The organism is Fervidobacterium nodosum Rt17-B1, from assembly GCF_000017545.1.
GTDB lineage: Bacteria > Thermotogota > Thermotogae > Thermotogales > Fervidobacteriaceae > Fervidobacterium > Fervidobacterium nodosum.
Genome location: NC_009718.1, coordinates 1,699,707 through 1,719,220, shown reverse-complemented (window position 1 = coordinate 1,719,220; position 19,514 = coordinate 1,699,707). Strand labels below are relative to the sequence as shown.

The 19,514-nt window shown below is 34.0% G+C and carries 16 protein-coding genes; 13 read left to right on the top strand and 3 right to left on the bottom strand.

What is annotated here, in order from left to right:
- Window positions 1–142 precede the first annotated feature (142 nt).
- The 3 genes from FNOD_RS08210 to FNOD_RS09730 all read right to left on the bottom strand — a co-directional run bounded on the left by FNOD_RS08210 (window position 143) and on the right by FNOD_RS09730 (window position 4,072).
- Window positions 143–1,273, bottom strand: coding sequence for a GAF domain-containing protein (locus tag FNOD_RS08210; RefSeq protein WP_011994722.1), 1,131 nt, complete (start codon window positions 1,271–1,273; stop codon window positions 143–145).
- 92 nt (window positions 1,274–1,365) lie between these two features.
- Window positions 1,366–2,775 carry an exopolysaccharide Pel transporter PelG gene (gene pelG, locus FNOD_RS08205; protein WP_011994721.1) on the bottom strand — a complete coding sequence of 470 codons (1,410 nt, stop codon included), beginning with the start codon at window positions 2,773–2,775 and terminating at the stop codon, window positions 1,366–1,368.
- A gap of 358 nt (window positions 2,776–3,133) precedes the next feature.
- On the bottom strand, window positions 3,134–4,072 hold the full coding sequence (locus tag FNOD_RS09730) for a DDE-type integrase/transposase/recombinase (protein WP_011993692.1): 939 nt from the start codon (window positions 4,070–4,072) through the stop codon (window positions 3,134–3,136).
- 125 nt (window positions 4,073–4,197) lie between these two features.
- Between FNOD_RS09730 and FNOD_RS08195 the strand changes: the two genes are divergently transcribed.
- From FNOD_RS08195 to FNOD_RS08135, 13 genes are all read left to right on the top strand, one after another.
- On the top strand, window positions 4,198–4,476 hold the full coding sequence (locus FNOD_RS08195; protein ID WP_011994720.1) for an RnfABCDGE type electron transport complex subunit B: 279 nt from the start codon (window positions 4,198–4,200) through the stop codon (window positions 4,474–4,476).
- 63 nt (window positions 4,477–4,539) lie between these two features.
- Window positions 4,540–5,541 (top strand): DNA-processing protein DprA, encoded by a 1,002-nt coding sequence (gene dprA / locus FNOD_RS08190; RefSeq protein WP_011994719.1) that lies wholly within the window; start codon window positions 4,540–4,542, stop codon window positions 5,539–5,541.
- Window positions 5,542–5,557: 16 nt separating this feature from the next.
- On the top strand, window positions 5,558–6,400 hold the full coding sequence (gene panC, locus FNOD_RS08185) for a pantoate--beta-alanine ligase (protein ID WP_011994718.1): 843 nt from the start codon (window positions 5,558–5,560) through the stop codon (window positions 6,398–6,400).
- A gap of 16 nt (window positions 6,401–6,416) precedes the next feature.
- Window positions 6,417–8,564, top strand: a complete 2,148-nt coding sequence (locus tag FNOD_RS08180) for a glycoside hydrolase family 31 protein (RefSeq protein WP_011994717.1) — start codon at window positions 6,417–6,419, stop codon at window positions 8,562–8,564.
- A complete protein-coding gene (gene xseA / locus FNOD_RS08175) occupies window positions 8,536–10,023 on the top strand; it encodes an exodeoxyribonuclease VII large subunit (protein ID WP_011994716.1) in 1,488 nt (495 codons plus the stop codon). Before FNOD_RS08180 ends, xseA begins: the two co-directional genes overlap by 29 nt.
- Window positions 10,024–10,070: 47 nt before the next feature.
- Window positions 10,071–10,337, top strand: a complete 267-nt coding sequence (locus FNOD_RS08170; RefSeq protein ID WP_011994715.1) for a hypothetical protein — start codon at window positions 10,071–10,073, stop codon at window positions 10,335–10,337.
- A 70-nt stretch (window positions 10,338–10,407) separates the two neighbouring features.
- Window positions 10,408–11,139, top strand: a complete 732-nt coding sequence (locus FNOD_RS08165) for a hypothetical protein (protein ID WP_011994714.1) — start codon at window positions 10,408–10,410, stop codon at window positions 11,137–11,139.
- A 274-nt stretch (window positions 11,140–11,413) separates the two neighbouring features.
- The gene (locus FNOD_RS08160) at window positions 11,414–12,412 is read left to right on the top strand and encodes an ABC transporter ATP-binding protein (protein ID WP_011994713.1); all 999 of its coding nucleotides are present in this window, start codon (window positions 11,414–11,416) and stop codon (window positions 12,410–12,412) included.
- Window positions 12,405–13,412 (top strand): ABC transporter ATP-binding protein, encoded by a 1,008-nt coding sequence (locus tag FNOD_RS08155; RefSeq protein ID WP_011994712.1) that lies wholly within the window; start codon window positions 12,405–12,407, stop codon window positions 13,410–13,412. The genes FNOD_RS08160 and FNOD_RS08155 overlap by 8 nt, the downstream gene beginning before the upstream one ends.
- Window positions 13,413–13,414: 2 nt before the next feature.
- Window positions 13,415–15,151, top strand: a complete 1,737-nt coding sequence (locus FNOD_RS08150; protein ID WP_011994711.1) for an ABC transporter substrate-binding protein — start codon at window positions 13,415–13,417, stop codon at window positions 15,149–15,151.
- Window positions 15,152–15,310: 159 nt separating this feature from the next.
- Window positions 15,311–16,276, top strand: coding sequence for an ABC transporter permease (locus FNOD_RS08145; protein WP_011994710.1), 966 nt, complete (start codon window positions 15,311–15,313; stop codon window positions 16,274–16,276).
- Between the two features lie 162 nt (window positions 16,277–16,438).
- Window positions 16,439–17,626, top strand: coding sequence for an ISL3 family transposase (locus tag FNOD_RS08140; protein WP_011993536.1), 1,188 nt, complete (start codon window positions 16,439–16,441; stop codon window positions 17,624–17,626).
- A gap of 273 nt (window positions 17,627–17,899) precedes the next feature.
- The gene (locus tag FNOD_RS08135; protein ID WP_011994709.1) at window positions 17,900–19,498 is read left to right on the top strand and encodes an ABC transporter permease; all 1,599 of its coding nucleotides are present in this window, start codon (window positions 17,900–17,902) and stop codon (window positions 19,496–19,498) included.
- Window positions 19,499–19,514: the final 16 nt, after the last annotated feature.

The window sequence follows — 19,514 nt, the reverse complement described above, 5'->3', positions numbered from 1 at the left end:
AATTAAATAAACTAAAAAATTCTGGAAACGAAACCCGTAGAGGTAAATGGTTATTAGGTTTATCAATATAAGGAATACATTAGTAATATTCAGCAAGATAATATAATTTATACCTTCCCTCTTTCTATACTTCTCCTCTTTATTAACACATTTGGATTTCATATTTACTAACCAACCTCTCAATAATCTTCTTTTTACCAATTTCATCACAAACAGACAACAACACCTTAAGTTGAACTCTATCACCGATTCCCTTAGCAGTAGCTATATCAGATGCTCTAAATTCTTTTATAACTGAGCCATGAATTGTTTTATCGTATATTAGACATAGCTCTTCGTATGGAATTCCGAACTTTTCTCTTCTCTTGTCGAGTACTGATTTCTTTTTAATGTAATACTCCTCACTCCATGTACCGTCGGTATTCTTAAATCGTTCTTCGAGCAGTTTCGTCTCTTCTTTGACTATTTTAATATTTGCATTAAGCCAGGACGCAATAGACTGCATATAAAGTATCAGCGTTTGGGAAAACTTGTCAGGAGTTATATCTTCAACCACAAAAACTCCAAATGTGTCATCTCCTCTTCCAACTGAAACAGCAAACCACGGTTCAAAATTTTCTATTTCCATTTCAAGCAAAACCTCTGGTAAAGAAGCATATCCTTTTTCCAAAGCCCTTGATATTACTTTTGAATTTTTCGCTTCAAAAGAATTTGGCAGATTCTTCTTGCCTATACCAGCAACATACCTTAGAAAATATTTATCCACACTGTAAAGTTTCAAATTTTCAATTTCAAAAAACTCCGCAATTATACTTACTGCTCTTGTAAGCATCTCATCAAGATCTAATATTTCAAGTTCTTGCAATCTCTCAAGAAGGTCTATCATCCCTTGACCTTCAAAATATATTCTAAGCTCAAGCTGGCTAATAACAGACTTTAACGTTTCAATATGTTCAACGAGATTTTTCCTCTCCATTTCAAGCTTTTTTCTCTCGTTTTCCGTTGTTCTAAGCCTTTTATTTAAAATCTCTCCTATAATACCAATGAAAAGCCCAAGAACTATAACGTAAACAGATGTTGCATTTGCAGGAAAAATAAGATTTCCAGTTTTTTTCAAAATATATAAAAATATCATCTCAAAAGAAAGCATAGAGACTATAAACGCAAGAAGACCATGACGAGCAGACCATATAAAAACCAAGCCTATGAGCAGAGAAACAAATATATTTACATTTAACCAATGCATTAAGAAAAGTATATATACGAAAAACATCACCAAAAAATATTCTATAAACCATATGGAAAACGAGCCAGAGAATACTATTTTTTTTCATTTTTTCTCCAAACCTTGATTTTGTCCCAAACTTATTTGTTTTCATGAATTATAACCCCTACCTTCGGAAGTTTCAGCCTGTTTCTTGAAAACTCAAACATGAGCAAATTAGAATAAATGCGATTAAATCTAATAAAACTGTATATCGTGGCAAAAATAAAACCAATGACAAAACCGATTCCAGGCAAACGCTTGACAGTGAGTGGTGATAAAAATAAATTAATCAAAAAGGCCATTATAGAAGATTTAAGTGGTATACCAGGCAAGTCAAAGTAATGCGCTATCAAAGAAATGTAAAGATAAATTCCATTTGCAGCAGCACCAACAATACCAAATTTTAAAGCCGTTGAGCCGTAGCTATCAAGCCTCAACAAATCAGCTAAACTATCAGAAAGAATAAGACCAGTTAACATAAATGAAAATTGAACCGCTAATACAAGTTTAGTTGAAGAATAAAGACTTTCGTCTAAATTATTTTTACTTATCCTTATAAAGTTCAAAGTGCGATTTTCTTCGATAGATTTGTAAAAAGCTCTATAGTAAAAATAAAATTCCGTTTCCAAGTTTAGAACGAAAAGTGACAAGGTTGGAATTATAAAAAGGTATGAGATAAACATTGGAATATCATACTGGGGCGCAAATACAAAACCTTTTGAAATACTGTATCTGAAATAAATCCAAGCGATAAAATCATCAACCCAAGCAGCCATATAAGTAAAAAAACCTGATAGTGCCTGTTTTTTGTATGCCTTAATCGAGAGTATAAAAAGCGGAGGATTAATATTTTTTTGTTCTTTTTCCACCTCTTCTCCTAAATAAAGATATCTTCGAATGTAAAGTTGAAGAATTGTAAGTATAATCATTAAACCAAAATTGTAACCTGCGTAAGCATAATATTCATTTTTGGTTTTATAAAGGTACAAAGTTAAAAAGAAACCAGCAGTACCACCGAATAAAAAACTTAGAATAACGGGAGAAAATTTTCTAATAGCGGATATAAAAATGACTTGAACCCAAATTATCGAAAGAACAATCAAAGAATATGAAAAAAGAATAATTTTTTGCCACTCAGAAATTTTGTTGATAAGGAAGAACAAGGTAAGAAATATCCCAGAAGATATAAACGCATAACCAACCAACGAAGTGTAAAGTTTATATATATTATTAAATTCCTTCTTATAAATCAAATCAGATAAATAACGTGTAACGGAAGTTGCAACGCTTCCAAAAAGTATTGTTGAAAAAATGAAAGTATAAATAATTCCTGAGACTAGGAATGGAATATTCTGTTGAGGTATATAAACTTGTATTAGAAAAAGTGTCAACGAAGATATTATCCATGGTCCTGCAGATATATTTGCAGAATAAAAGAATGCGACAGCTTCCGAGAAAAAAGAATTTCGTTTTAACAGTTTGTTTAATTCAAATCCTATCCCTGCCATCTTATCCCCCGAAATATTAAATTTTTCCGTTGTTATTATATCATACCAATAAAAGAATTTAAAAACAAAAAATCCCCCGGTTTTTTCCGGGGGTATCTTGAAAAAGTTTTCCAACTCTTCCAAGGGGGGATAGGGGGGTCGCTGCAATATATTTATACCTTGTAAAGTGTAAAATTTCAAGATGTTTAGTGTTAACTATATGAAACGAATTCATCAAAATCAGAAAATCGGCAATCAGTTTTAGCAAAATTACTAGATAAAAAACTCAATTTGCATTGTAAAAAAATTTAAGTTATAATTGTATTGTAATTCGTATAAAATTGACGATTTAATTTATACATTTCCCATATTGATGCTGTTAACTAGTAGTGATGATGGAAGCTAAAGCTGTAATCATCTCATTTTCGTTCTCATATAACTTGCATAGGTTCCTTACTACACAAAAACCATTTACATAGTACCGTATGTTGCTAAATTTCTTGAAGCTCCTTTTCGCTCTAACAAACATCTTAAATAACGAAAATTTCGATTCACATTCGTTGTTTTTACCTAGTCTTACTTCTCTGTGCTCAACATTATCAAAATTTAGTTTTACTGCTATCTCGTACGCTTTTAGTCCATCGGTTATTAACTCTATTTGTGTGTTTTGTTTTCTTTGACTAAAGTATTTATCTAACAATATCTTAACTTGTGACATATCACGATATCTTGATACATGCCAAGCTACTATTAAATTCGTACCATGCTCAACTAATAGCCACACATAGTACTTTTTGTCTCGAAATACAATAACTGTTTCATCACCGTGAACTTTAAATACATTCTCAAACTCAAAAAGCGAAATAACAGAAGATAACTTGATAATCCATTTGTAAATAGCAACATGAGAGACATTGATATTCAAGCAAGCTTTAATAGCACGAAGAGAAAGGTTGTATTTGAAGTACAAGATGAAAGCTTTGAGAACGATATAGATAGGGAAACGGAAGAATTTGAAAGGATGAAAGTTGAAAGGCACAGGCTGAGGAAGAGAAAGTGGAACAGAAGTTTTGAAGTTGCACTTTCTGCATCTGAAACGAACGAAATAACGGCGGATTTTGTAAATTTCCATGACATGGTTACAATGAACACAACGAGGGTAAGGGAAAGAGAAGAGTTTGTGTTTTTTGGTGAAAGAAAGTTTAAAGTAACGCTTGCAGTCTTTGCAAAAGAAGATTTGGTTTTTGAACTTATCATGACCGTTTTTGATGAAGTTAGAAGAGCCACAATGAGGGCATTTGAGTTGGATATTAGTCATGTCGGGATACCCCCTTATTGAGAGTATATTGGGGGGTGTCCCCTATTTAAGAAGATAATATGATTTTTGAAATTTATCAATACCTTTGGTTAACAAAATCCCCATATTGTCTGGAGGTGAACGGTGTGGTGGTCGTTTATTCAGCTATTTTACTTGGTGGTATAGGCTTTGCATTTGGTCTTTTCTTATCTTATGTTAGTGAAAAGTTCAAAGTAGAGGAGGATCCTACTGTTAAACTAATCTTAGAAGCATTACCAGGTATAAATTGTGGCGCATGTGGATATCCTGGCTGTGAAGGTTACGCAAAGGCTATCGCAAAAGGAGATAAGCCTGACAAATGTTTGCCTGGTAAGAAAAATGGCGTAGAAGAAAAAATCAAAGAAATACTGGCAAACAAAAAGTAAAAATATTTTATATTATATCGTTTATTTCGATTAGTATTACACACATGCGAGGGATATTTTTTAATGGAAAAAGCAGAAATAGTAGCTATTCATAAAATTTGTAAGAAAAAGCTTGAAGATATCGACGAATTAATTTCTTATAACAAGAGTGACTTTTTAATTACCCCAGAGCAAATTAAAGAGTTCAATGATTTAGTTCACAAACTTGAAATGAGATTATCAAAGGGTGATATTTCCTTAATTACTTACTGGGATGAAGAATATCCGGAGGAGCTTAGGCATATTCCAGATCCTCCGGTTTTTATATTCGCAAAGGGAAATGTTGAATTTTTATCATACGATTTGTTTGCCGTAGTTGGGACACGCAAGATGACCAATTACGGTAAACAAGTTACGGAAATGTTCTCAACAGATTTATCAAAACACTTTGTGATTGTGAGTGGCATGGCTTATGGGGTTGATAGTATCGCACACGCAACAGCTTTGAGAAACTTAAGACCAACAATAGCTGTCTTAGGATGCGGTGTAGATTACATATACCCAAAATCAAACGAAAGACTTTACCAAGAAATTATAAAAAATGGTTGCGTTATAAGTGAATATTTACCATGGGAAAAACCTCAAAAATATACATTTGTAGCAAGAAATAGAATTATTTCCGGTGTTTCAAAGGGTGTTTTGGTAACGGAAGCGGGAACGGATAGTGGCGCATTGATAACCGCAAAATTTGGTGTAGAACAGGGTAAAGATATATTTGCAGTTCCGGGTGATATATTCAAATCAACAAGTACAGGTACAAATTATTTAATCAAAAATGGTGCTTTTCTTGTAACACATCCATCTGAAATTTTGGAATATTATGGATTTAAAGAACATCGAAAAATCATAGAGTTGAATTATGACGAAAAATTACTACTCGAAGCTTTGGAAACAAACTTAAATCCTGAACAATTATCAGAAAAGATTTCAAAACCACTTTCGGAAATTTTGCTTTTACTCACAATTATGGAATTAAAAGGGCTTGTTTACAGAGTCGAAGACGGTACTTACGCAAGAGCAATATAGCTAGGAGGTGAATAACATGAGGCTTGTTCAAACGATAAATGAAATGAAAAGATTATCCAAAGAAGCTATTAATAAGGGAAAAACTATCGGTTTTGTGCCAACAATGGGTTATTTACACGAAGGACATTTGAGTCTCGTAAAAAAAGCCAGGGAAGATAACGATATAGTCGTTGTAAGTATATTTGTTAACCCTACTCAATTTGGTCCTAACGAAGATTTTAACAGATATCCACGAGATTTGGAAAGGGATTTAAGATTACTTGAACCTTTAAATGTAGATTATGTTTTCTATCCAAGCGTTGAAGAAATGTACCCGAAAAATTATTCCGTATATGTTGATGAAGTTGAACTTTCAAAATATCTATGCGGCGCCAAAAGGCCTGGACATTTTAGAGGTGTATGCACAGTCGTCACAAAATTATTTAACATAGTGAAACCCACACGTGCTTATTTCGGTCAAAAAGATGCACAGCAATTTAGAATACTCAGAAGGATGGTCCAAAATCTTAATATGGACGTTGAAATGATTGAAATGCCAATTGTTCGTGAATCAGATGGACTTGCCATGTCTTCAAGAAACGTCTATTTAAACGAAGAAGAAAGAAAGGAAGCAACAAGACTGCATAAATCCCTTTTAAAAGCGAAAGAATTGATAGAAAGCGGAGAGAGAGATGTATCAAAGATTAAAAACTCTATGCTAGAGATACTTAATCATCCACTTTTGAAAATAGATTACGTAGAAATCGTTGATGAAGAGACATTGAAACCAATTGAAAAAATAGAAGGGAAAGTAATAATTGCGTTGGCTGTTTTTGTAGGTAAGGCAAGATTGATAGATAACATGATTATTAACTGCTAATATCGGAGGTAAATTTATGATATACAAAATCACTTATGGAGAACCGGACATCAATAGTGAGGCAGTTGTCAGGTATGTATTTCAAGAAACTTCACCCAACGATTTTTCCGAATTATTCAAAGATATAGAGTATAAGGTAGATGGCGAATATATAACATTAAAAAGACGTATAGAAAACGAAGGATATTTTTTCGGGTTTGGTGATAAAGTTGGTCCGCTTGATAGAAAAGGAAGGCGGTATGTTTTTTGGAATACAGATAATTTCACACACCATCCATCAGCAGATCCCCTTTACAAGAGTTTTCCGTTCTTTGTATACATATCAAAAGATTTTAATAAAGTTTATGGTTGTTTCACAGATTACCCAGGATGGATGGAAATTGATATAGATTCGAAAAATGACAAAACTATTTCTTTTAAAATACGTGGTAAAGGATTTAATCAGTATATAATAACTGGGAAAAACGTACGAGAAATATTAAAACAATATCTCAGACTTACTGGACAAAACATAGCATTTCCTATCTGGGCATTTGGTTATCAACAATCAAGGTGGAGCTACATGACTCAAGATGAAGTTTTAGATATAGCAAACAAATTTAGAAAAGAAGATATACCATGTGATGTCATTTACCTTGATATAGACTACATGCAAGATTACAAAGTCTTCACTTGGAATAAGAATAACTTTCCAAATTATAGAGAAATGTTAGAAAAACTACATCAAGAAGGATTTAAAGTAATCTCTATACTTGATCCGGGCGTCAAAGTAGAAAGATTTTATAAAATATTTGAAAACGGTAATGGAAGGTATTTTTTAAAAGATATTTACGGTGGAGATTTCGAGGGTGCCGTATGGCCCGGAAGAGTTAGGTTCCCAGACTTCAGAGATAAGAAAGTCAGGATTTGGTGGGCAAGAAATGCAAAAAAATATCTCGAAGATGGTATAGATGGTTTTTGGAATGATATGAACGAAATTGCAATATTTGCAACTGAAGATGACATAAAAGAAGCTAGGAAAAAATTAAAAAATGCTAAATTAGAAGATGGAATTAAATTAGCTGGCACACTTGGTTCTATAGGTGAAATAGGCAGACAGGGGCATGGTGATGATATAGTTCATTTAGATGGCACACCGCATTGGAAGGTTAAAAACACATATGGGTTGAATATGACAAAAGCAACAAGCGAGATGATACAAAAAGACCTTAACAAAAGACCGTTTTTAATTTCTAGGTCGGCTTATTCTGGTATTCAAAGGTACGGTGGAGTTTGGACAGGGGATAACCACAGTTGGTGGGAACATATCAGACAAGAGATAATAAGAATAAATTCGCTAAGTCTTGCGGGAGTATTTTATTCTGGATTTGATGTTGGTGGTTTCGGTGGTGATGTAAACGCAGAACTACTTATAAGATTTATGCAACTTGGCGTGTTTTCTCCAATGTTTAGAAATCACTCAGCTATAGGAACTAAAAGACAAGAGCCATGGCAATTTGGTGAAGAAGTAAAGAACATACTGAGAGATGTTATAAAATTCAGGTACAGATTGATACCATACATTTATACTCAGTACATGCTCGGTATCAAGAAAAACATTCCGCTAGTAAGACCTCTATTTTATGACTTTTCAAAAAAAGAAGCGTTAAAAATAGAAGATGAGTTTATGTTTGGAGATAGTATATTAGTCGCGCCAGTCGATAGACCTAACATTGAGAAAAGGCTCGTTTGGCTTCCAAAAACCGCAATTAACTTATTTGACGGAAATATTTATAAAAACGGATGGAGGATTGTTAATACCCCAATAGAATATATCCCTGCGTTTCAGCTTATAAACACAGCGATACCTACTATGGAACCACAAAGTTACGTAGATATGTTGAAAGTTGACACAATATCTTGGAACGTTTTCAGCGATGGTAAATCCAGAATAATGTCATATTTTTACGAAGATGACGGAATAAGCTTAGGGTACAAAAAAAGAGAATACAACTTGAAACAAATTCTCATAAAAGAAAATAATATAATAATTAAGACAAAGCAAGCTGACTATAACGTAAGGAATAGAACTTGGAACTTTAGTATCACATACATTGATGGTTCAACAAAAAATGTGAGTATAGAGGTTGGGAACGATGGAGAGTATACCATTCCGATACGGTGATTCTTATTTGTTAGAGTTTCAAACATTACGCGAATTCGTTGAATACATAGAACTAAGACTTAGAGAAACTGACTTACTAAAATTGCGCTTTAAATTCGTTGCTGATGTTGTTAAGGTTAAACCTTACAACGGCTCTTTGTATATTACCGTTTCTCAGGAAACTGTCGATGGAAAGAAAACAGAACTAACTATTATACTTTGGAAAAACCTAACAAAAATTGTGCTAAATTCTCTTGGATTAAAGTCTGAATACGAATTAGAACACAAAAAATGGGAATTCCAAGGAAAACTTTCATTCTATCCAGATAGAGCGCAATTTAGTTTTTGGGCGGATTCCATAGCTCCACAAGGGGAATCAGACATATTACAACGTCGTCAAAAAATAAAAGAACTATTAAAAAAAGAAAGACTATTAATGGAGGTTTTACACAATTTAGATGAACTAGAACCAATAAAATACATAGCAGTAATAACATCGAAAACCGCTCAGGGATATTTCGATTTTCTTTCTAATATACTCGTTCCTGATGAATTAAGGCCGGTGATTCATCTTTACGAATCATCAATGCAAGGCGCAACAACCGCAGAGGAAGTTATATCAGCTTTAAACAGAATAGAAACATTCTGCAGAGAATTTATGGTAAAATATGATGTTATAGTTATAATAAGAGGTGGGGGTGGGCCCAGCGATTTAATGTACTTTGACGACTACAACTTAGCCAGAAGGATAGCACAAATGAATAATTTCATTCCAGTATTGACAGGAATTGGTCACGAAAAAGATGAAACTATCCCTGATTTCGTTGCTTGGAGAAGATTTCCAACACCAACAGCTGTAGCCAAAGAAATATCAAATCAAATAAAAGGCTATCAAGATAAAGTTGAAAGAAATGTATCAGACTTATCACGATACATGGAAAATGCAATAGAACTACTAAATGCCAAATTGAGTGATACAAATTATAAAACAGTAAAAGAAATATTCAGAGGCAAAATTCAATCTGTAGAAGAGGAATTAATTGATAGTGCCGAAGTTTTGTACAAAAGATTCTCACTTAAAGAATACGAAAAAATGATATCTATGGACTTTATTAAAAATCTTTCAGAAAAGATGAAATACGATATATCTGAATTTTCAAAAAAATTAATGCTAGACTATAAATACTTAAAAGATACATTAGAGCTAAAAATTAACAATATCAATCAACAAGTAGAACGATACACTAAACTTTCAGATACCTTAGAAAAAGAGTATTCAAATTTATCTAATTTAGTTGAAGAGAAAAAAGAAGAATTCGTAAAAATTGGTGGGCCACTTTCTGCGTTATCTTTCGGTGGAGCGGTGGTCTTAAAAGGTAGAAAGATTATTCAAAGCAAAAAAGAACTATCTACAGGAGAAAATGTTATAATAAACTTTATCGACGGAAAAGCACAGGCAACTATTTCCGGAAAAGATTAAAGTTTAAACACGATAAAAATATATAAAGATATATGGAGGTATAGATAATGGAAATTAAAAGCGTCGAAAAATTACTAAATATGACTGAAGAAGACATTCAAAAGTTAACCTTTAAAGAACTAATGGAATTAGTTGAATTCATAAAAACGACTTTTCTATCATCAGAATTGGAGATAGAAAAACAGATAGAGCTCTATTCAAAAGCAATATTACTACTTACAAAAGCAAAAGAAAAATTAACGATGATAAAAAAACAAAAAGAAGAAATCGACAGAAAATACGAAGAATTCATAAATAGAATTGATTTAGACTAACTAGTTTAACTAAAGTTAGCTAAAAATTTAAATTTATCCTTAACACATCTATATTATGGGGGGAACTTGCATGCATTCTGATAAATACTTCTTTCAAAAATTTCCAATAGGTTCTGTCATAACACTCCTTGTTGGGATTTTCCTTTTCCTGGTAAATTTAAGCTTTGTTGAGCAAATCAAATACTTAAGAGAATACAATTATCTAGTGCATTTTGCAAAAAATTCGATTGCATTCGTTTTAATTGTTTATTCTATCCCTTTCATCTTAATGTACTTCATAAAGTTTCCAAACAAAAAGAAATTTGAAATGAACCTTGAAGAAGTTAAGAAAAATTTCCTCGACAATATTAAATCTAAAGATGGTAAATTGATAGCTGACTTTGTATCCTTTAGACCTTGGATGAACCAGGAATTTTATGTAAAATCAGTGAAAGGTATTCCAAAAATTTTTATACCAATCTACTTGGTTTCATTTACAATTAAAAATGATATTCTTTACATTATAGAAGCCGAAGTTAGTATAAACTCAAAAGATTACCGTATATCAGGTTATTATTTAGTCCATTTATCAAACATTGTTTCCGCAAACCTCTCTCAAGATAGAATATTTTTTCCTTCATTAATGGGTGATGCTGTGGCAAAAGTTAATTTTATTGAGATAATCCATTCCTCTGGGACTATTAAAATTCCAATTTTTGAGGAAGAATTACTCAGCAACTACGGTAATATATCACCGTTAAGGGAAGAATACTCGCTGAAAGTAATGACGCTCTTAAAATATCTAAACAAAGAATTACTCTAAATTATATTGAATTTTTTTGTAATTAGGCTGGCATACTTAAGGAAAACGGAAAACAGCAAAATTAGAAATTTAGAAATCTCAAATTTTATGTTATATTTGAAAAAAGTAAAGTTGATTTAGTTAAAATTAATATGATATAATAAAAAGAGGTAAAATGTGTCGCTTAAGAAGCTAGTATTAAAATATACTAAAAATATAGATAAAAAAACTTGAACTAAATATTTTTTAACTTCCTTTCTAATATCATATAATTATATAAGGAGGCTTGGTAGTTTTGGAATCGATACTCAGCGTTAGAAACCTTAGTACCTGGTTTTATTTAGAAGAAGGGGTATTAAAAGCTGTTAACGATGTTTCCTTTGAACTTTCCGAAAATGAGGTTCTTGGGATAGTTGGCGAAACCGGATCAGGAAAGAGTATAACAGTTAGAAGTATTATGAGACTTATCCATCATCCTGGTAAAATTGTCCAAGGTCAAGTTATATATAGAGGCCGTGGTAAAGAAGAAGACATAGTTAAAATGAGCGAAGATGAATTGACACAAATAAGAGGTAAAGAAATTTCAATGATATTCCAAGACCCGTTGACATCACTTAACCCGTTATATACAATAGGTGACCAGCTTATAGAAACGATTATGCAACATCAAGATGTCGATAGACCAACTGCTTGGAAGCTTGCTGTCGAGATGCTTGAAAAAGTTCAAATACCCGAACCTGAAAAACGAATGAATTCATACCCATTTGAGTTCAGCGGTGGAATGAAACAACGTGTGGTAATTGCTATAGCACTTTCATGTAATCCAAAAATACTTATAGCTGATGAGCCAACAACGGCTTTGGACGTTACAATACAAGCACAAGTCCTTGAACTTATGAAAGATTTACAAAAAGAATTAAAAACAGGAACGCTATTCATAACTCACGACCTTGGGGTTATATCTGCTATGGCTGACAGGGTTATGGTCATGTACGGTGGAAGACAGATGGAACTTGGTCCAGCTGAAGATATCTTCCACAAACCGATGCATCCTTACACAAATATGCTTCTTAAATCAATACCACGTGTTGATATAAAACAAGATAAAATTGAAGCGATACCCGGACAACCGCCAAGAATGATAGATGTTCCCGACGTATGTCCATTTGCACCAAGGTGCCCAAGAAGATTAGATAAATGTACTAAAGAACTACCAAAATTTGAAGAATTAGAACCAGGACATTTTGTAAGATGCTTTAACCCAGTAGAAGCCGGAGGGGATGTAAATGCCTGATAAAAAAAATAACGAAGTAATAATTAAAGTAGAAAACCTAAAAAAATACTTTCCCATATACAAAGGATTTCTAATGAAGAAACATGTTGCTGATGTTAAAGCAGTTGACGATGTTTCATTTGAAGTAAAGCGTGGGGAAACATTCGCATTGGTTGGAGAATCTGGTTGTGGAAAGACAACAACTGCAAGAGTAATGCTAAGATTGATTGATCCAACAGATGGAAAAATAGAAGTCCTTGGTACGGATATTTCAAAAATGTCAAGAGAAGAGCTTCTACCATTTAGAAGAAAAATGCAAATAGTTTTCCAAAACCCTATTGGTTCTCTTAATCCAAGAATGACAGTTGGACAAATTCTTACGGAACCGATGCTCTTCCACAAAATTGTTCAAAATCAACAAGAAGCAAACGAAAAAGCGGTTGAACTTTTGAAGATGGTTGGTTTAAAAGCATTTCATATGGATAGATATCCACACCAATTTAGTGGTGGGCAAAAACAAAGAATTGCTATCGCACGTGCTCTTAGCGTTGACCCAGAGATAATATACCTTGATGAACCAACTTCTGCACTTGATGTGTCTGTTCAAGCACAAATAGTAAATTTGCTCTTGAAGTTCCAACAAGAGCTTGGATTAACATATGTATTTATCTCACATAACCTTGCACTCGTTAGATTTATTAGTAACAACGTTGCTGTTATGTACCTTGGAAAAATTGTGGAAATGGGAGATGTAAATGAAGTATTTGACAATCCTATTCATCCATATACAAAAGCGTTATTATCAGCATCACCAATTCCAGACCCTGCAATAGAAAAGAAGAGAAAACGTATAATATTAACAGGTAATGTACCAAGCCCAATAGCAAGACCAAGTGGCTGTTTCTTCCATCCAAGGTGCCCATTTAAAATGGATATATGTGAAAAAGAATATCCACAAATGAAATCAGTTTCTTCAAATCACCAGGTTTCGTGCTACCTGGTAGATAAAAGGGAGGTGTAGGTATGAAGAAGGTTCTCGTAACGCTTCTTGTTTCTTTATTTGTATTCTTCGCTTTTGCTGCAAGCTACATCGGTGCAGATGCAACGGGTAAAAAAGGTGGGACACTCATTCTTCCAACACTTAGTGGTCCAAGAACAGTTAACGACACAGTGTCCAAAGAAACAAGTTCTTCTGATGTCATTGCCATGTTCATGAGCTGGGGTGGAACACTTATCGAAAGAGATGCGAGAGACGGTAAGTTCTATCCAGCACTCGCGGAAAAATGGGATGGTCCACGTCTAACAAAAGATGGCGGTATGGAAATTATATGGTACCTTAGAAAAGGTGTAAAGTGGAGTGATGGTACACCATTCACAGCAGATGACGTTGTCTTCACACTCAACGATATTTACACAAACCCAGATATCCCAAGTTCATTCAAAGATGTCATAAAGAGTACAAATAATTACTTACCAAAAGCAACAAAGATAAACGATTACACAGTTAGAATGTACTATCCAGAACCATTTAGGCTTGCTCTCAGATACCTTGGCGGAATGTACATATTCCCAAAACACAAGGCCGAAAGCTGGGTTAAAAACAAAAAATTCGCAGAATTCTGGACAGTCGATTCAATCAATAAGAAAGAAATTGTTGGTTTAGGACCATTCATTCCAGTAGAGTATGTACCAGACCAATACGTAAGATTTGTAGCAAATCCGAATTACTGGAAGAAAGATAAAAACGGAACACAATTGCCATATTTGAAAGAAGTAGTTTACAAAATTATATCTTCACAAGATGCACAAAAATTGGCATTTGAAAAAGGAGAAGTTGATATTTACTCACCAAGAGGTACAGAATTTAACTACTTTAAAGAAAACGAAAAGAAATTCAACATAACCGTTCTCTCATATGGTCCAGCATATGGTACACAATTCATAACATTCAACTGGAACAACAAAGACGAGGCAAAGAGAGACTGGTTCAGAAATGTACACTTCAGAAAAGCAGTCGCTTACGCAATGGATAAGAAAAAGATGATTGATACACTCTTCAACGGTCTTGCAATTGAACAATGGTCACCAGTTTCAATGGCTTCACCATTCTACAACGAGAAAGTCACAGTAAAATATCCATACGATTTAAATAAAGCAAGAGCAGAACTTAAACTCGGTGGATTTAGCTGGGACAAGAATGGAAAACTCATAGACAGCAAAGGTAGACCAGTCAAATTCACAATCGAAACAAACGCCGGTAACACAATCCGTGAAGGTATAGGTAACATTATAGCAGCTGCTCTAAAACAACTTGGTATGGATATCACATTTGTACCTGGTGATTTCAACACACTTGTCAACAGAATGCTCAACGTTGGCGACTGGGATGCTATAATCATTGGTCTAACAGGTGGAGATGAACCACAAGGTGGAAGAAACGTATGGGCACTTGACGGTTCGTTACACTTCTGGAACCTCTCGCCAGAAAATGCAAACTGGGTTGATCCAAAAATTTACTGGGTACCAGATTTTGAAAAAGAAATTGATAAGATATTCAAAGAAAACGTTAGAATCCTTGACGAAAATGTTGTGAAAGACTACTGGGCAAAATTCCAAAAACTCGCATCTGAAAATATACCACTTATTTACACAGTTAACAGCTTAAGACTCTTTGCATGGAGAAATACAATTAAGAACGTTAAAATAACACTCTTGGGAGGAACAACTTGGAACCTTGACTGGCTCTATAAAGAAGAATAATATTTAGTTTTTACACATTATTAAAACATTACAACCGCGGGGCATCCCGCCCCGCGTTTATTAATAGTAATCATGCTTTTTTAATTGACTTTTTTAATTGACTTTTTTAATTGACTTTTTTAATTGAGCATTTTTAATAATCTTCGGAGGTGAATAGGGTTGATTAAGTACATAGCACGCAGGCTTATAATACTTCTACCAGAGTTATGGATAATAACAGTAATTGTTTTTACCCTCATGCAACTATCCCCTGGTGATTTTTTAGATCAGTACAGGCTTGACCCTTCTGTCTCAAAGGAGACATTGCAAGCGATGGAAAAAGAACTTGGACTTGATAAACCAGCCGTAGTACAATATTTTTACTGGTTTGGAAAATTACTTAAACTAGATTTTGGCTACTCTTTCTACTATAGACGTCCTGTAGCAAGTCTTATATCAGAAAGGCTACTTGGAACTTTTGTACTATCACTTTATTCATTTGTTATTTCATGGATAATCGGTGTTGTATTAGGTGTAGTTTCAGCGTTAAAAAAATATACCCTTACAGATAAAATACTAACAGTTATAGCATTTAGTGGATTAGCGCTTCCCGGATTTTTCCTTGCGCTTGTTTTACTTTACATGGCCGCAAGAACAGGCTGGTTCCCAATAGGTGGAATGTACAGTCCCGAAACATCTCGACTCGATGTCTGGAATGCATTTAAAGATATCTTTTGGAGGTTGCAATTACCCGCTTTTACACTTACGTTTGGTGGTTTTGCCGGTTTAATGAGATACCAAAGAGGTACTCTTCTTGATGTTCTTAATGAAGATTACGTAGAATTTGCAAGAGCGAAAGGAATGCCCGAAAGGGTTGTTATATATAAACATGCATTACGAAATGCTATTAACCCCCTTGTTACAATGTTTGGTGGTAGTTTGGCAGGATTACTCAGTGGTGCAGTTATTACAGAAACAATCTTCTCATGGCCTGGACTTGGAAGGTTAACCTATCAAGCCCTTCTACAAAAAGATTATTACGTTGTTATGGCAAGTACAGTAATTAGTACAGTTTTACTTATAATCGGTAACCTCGTTGGTGATATACTCCTCGCAGCAGTTGATCCAAGAATTAGATACGAATAAGGAGGTCCCGTTGAAATGAGTGAAAAGAAAAAACTGGCTCTATAATAAATATTGGGGTGGGTAAAAAGGAAAAAATATAGCACTTATTCTGAATGCCTGCTATAATAAAAACTGTTTTATGACAAAAAAAACACTCAAAAAGAAAGGAGGCATCCAGAATAAGTGCTCAAATCTAATTATATCACTGAACTTTTAAAATCGAAAGATATTATTCTTCACCAAATGAATGAGAATGAAAGTGAAATAGAACTTCACATAAGTCAGGTACAAAAGCCCCACAAATGTCCTAAATGTGGTAATATTACAAGTAAGGTACATGATTATCACACACAGAAGGTAAAAGACGTACCTATAATGGGCAAGAAAACATATTTGATTATAAGAAAGAGAAGATATGTCTGCAAAGCATGTGGGAAGAAGTTTTTTGAACACATAAGTTTTTTAGGCAAATCTCAAAGGATGACAAATAGACTTGCAGCATATATTATAAGTCAACTTGGAAGTTTAACAAGTATGAAGGAGGTAGCAAAATACACAAATGTTTCAGTGACAACAGTTATGAGATTGTTTGATAAAGTAAATCCAGGTCAAACTGTAGATGAGTTTTCTTCTGAAGCAATATGTGTAGACGAGTTTAAAGGCAATGCAGGTGGAGCAAAATATCAATGTATATTTGTAGATCCTGTAAAAGGGCAAATAATCGAGATTTTGAAAGATAGAAAGCAAAATATTTTAATTGAGTATTTTAAGAGGCTGAAAGGTAGAGATAAAGTAAAATATTTTATCTGTGATATGTGGAGACCATTTGTAGAGGTAGCAAAAACATATTTTAAAAACGCTAAAATAGTGATAGACAAATTTCATTTTACCCGATACGTTTATTGGGCTTTAGAAAATGTGAGGAAAAGGGTACAAAAGGAATTAGGAAGTAATTTGAGGAGATATTTTAAGAGGAGTAGGAAGTTGTTATTGAAGAATTATGAAGAACTTGAGCCTGAGCAAAGAGAAGAATTAGAAGTAATGTTTTGGTATAGTCAAGATTTGAGGAAAGCCCATCAACTCAAAGAAGAATTTAAGAGAGTGTTAAAGAGCAGTAATTCTGAAGAAGCAAGACTCGTATTAAAAAAGTGGATAGAGAGAGCAGAGCAAAGTGGACTTTCTGAATTTATGAGATGTGTAAAGGTTTTTAGGAGCTGGTTTTCTGAGATAGTAAATGCATTTGATGTTCCATATACGAATAGTACGACAGAGGGTTTTAACAACAAGATAAAAGTATTAAAGAGGAATGGATTTGGATACAGGAATTTTGAAAGATTCAGGAAGAGGATTTTGTACAGTTGTGGTAGATAAGTTGAAAAAGTTGAATATTTAAAAACCCACTATATGAGTGGGCAAAAGTGGTATTAGTTTTTTTAGATTTGATTGCCTATAATATACATTAATAACATTTAATGTATGCTTGAAAAAGCTAAAAAGGTGGGCATTCAGAATACCCACCCCACTACTTGACAAAGAGCCAAAAAACTTAAAAATGAACTAAATTCGGCACAAAGTCAAAATATTTCTAACGAAGACTCAGGAGCTGTAGATTTTGAAGATGTTTACCTATCACGTGGGCAGTTAATGTGGCGTGCTTTTAAGAAGAATAAGTTGGCTATGTTTGGAATGTGGGTACTTATAGTAATATACATTGCAATGATTTTTGCAGATTTTCTCGCACCGTACAATCCTTTCCAACAAAATTTGAACCACTCTTTGAAAAAGCCAACAACAGTGCTTTCAAAATACGAAGTTGCAGATTTAAAAACGAAGATGGCGCCTTACGTTCTGCCAGAAATTAGTTACATCGATAGTTTAGATTTTACACAGAATTTTAAATCTATGCTCTTCCCAAGTAGAATTAAGGTAAAATACAGTGATGGAAGAGAATTAGCTATAATAGACAAAAACGTCGTTGAGGTTAAAGATGACGGTACAATTGTCCCAAAATACTTACCAAAGGGTAGGAAATTGGACGAACAATTTGTACTCGCGAATTCAATAAAGCTTGTTGTAAGAACTATAAAATACGCGAAAATAGATGGTGAATGGAAACAGTATTCAGACGAAACAGAAGATATTGAAAAACTCGTATTTGGTGTTGATAATTCGCTTATTGAAAAAGGTAAAAACATTAGAGAAACAACCTCAAGAACTGCAAGATCAGTTGTTGCACAAAATGAAGGTTGGAAGATAGGATTTTATGCTGTAGACGAACAAGAAGCTATGGAAAGACTCACAGCAATAAGAATAGAGCAAGAAGTTATAGGTATAAAATACTACGATGAAGAATTCAATGAACATGAAATTTCACTTGATGAGGCTAAAATTGTTTCTTACGATTACAAATACTATCCAGTTAAATTCTTTGTTAAATCTTGGGGTCCAGACAGAACTGACCCAGAACGTGTAGGTTATCTATTCTGGATAATCCCACTTCACTATCATCTTTTCGGTGTCGATAACTACGATAACAACGAGTATGTTTCTCTCAACATCTTTGGTTCGGATAGGTACGGTAGAGATGTCTGGAGTAGAATTATATTTGCATCACGCGTATCGCTAACAATAGGTTTCATCGGTTTGTTTGTTACACTTGTATTGTCACTCTTCTTCGGGGCGCTCGCAGGTTTCTACGGCGGACTTGTAGATGAAATAATCATGAGATTTTGTGAAATTTTAATGGCTATTCCTGGTTTTTATCTGCTTCTTATGTTACGCGCGTTGTTACCAATTGATTTACCAAGCTCGCAAATATACATGTTGTTGATATTCATACTTGCATTCTTGGGTTGGCCTGGAAGAGCAAGGATTATCAGGGGTCAAATACTGGCAGAAAGACAAAGGGAATATGTAGAAGCAGCTATCGCGCTTGGCTTCCCAGATATGCGCATCATGTGGAGACATATAATTCCAAACCTTGCAACGTATATAATCGTAAGTTCCACACTCTCTATACCTGGATATATCCTTGGTGAGGCAGGTCTTTCATACCTCGGACTTGGTATAAGAGAACCTTCTGCTTCATGGGGTAATATGCTTACAGCTGCTCAAGATGTATACATACTAGAAAAAGCCCCGTGGCTACTTATTCCAGGTGCATTCATATTCATAGTGGTTCTTGCATTTAACTTCGTTGGTGACGGTTTAAGAGACGCTTTTGACCCAAGGGCATTAGGATAAAATAACGAGAAATAAA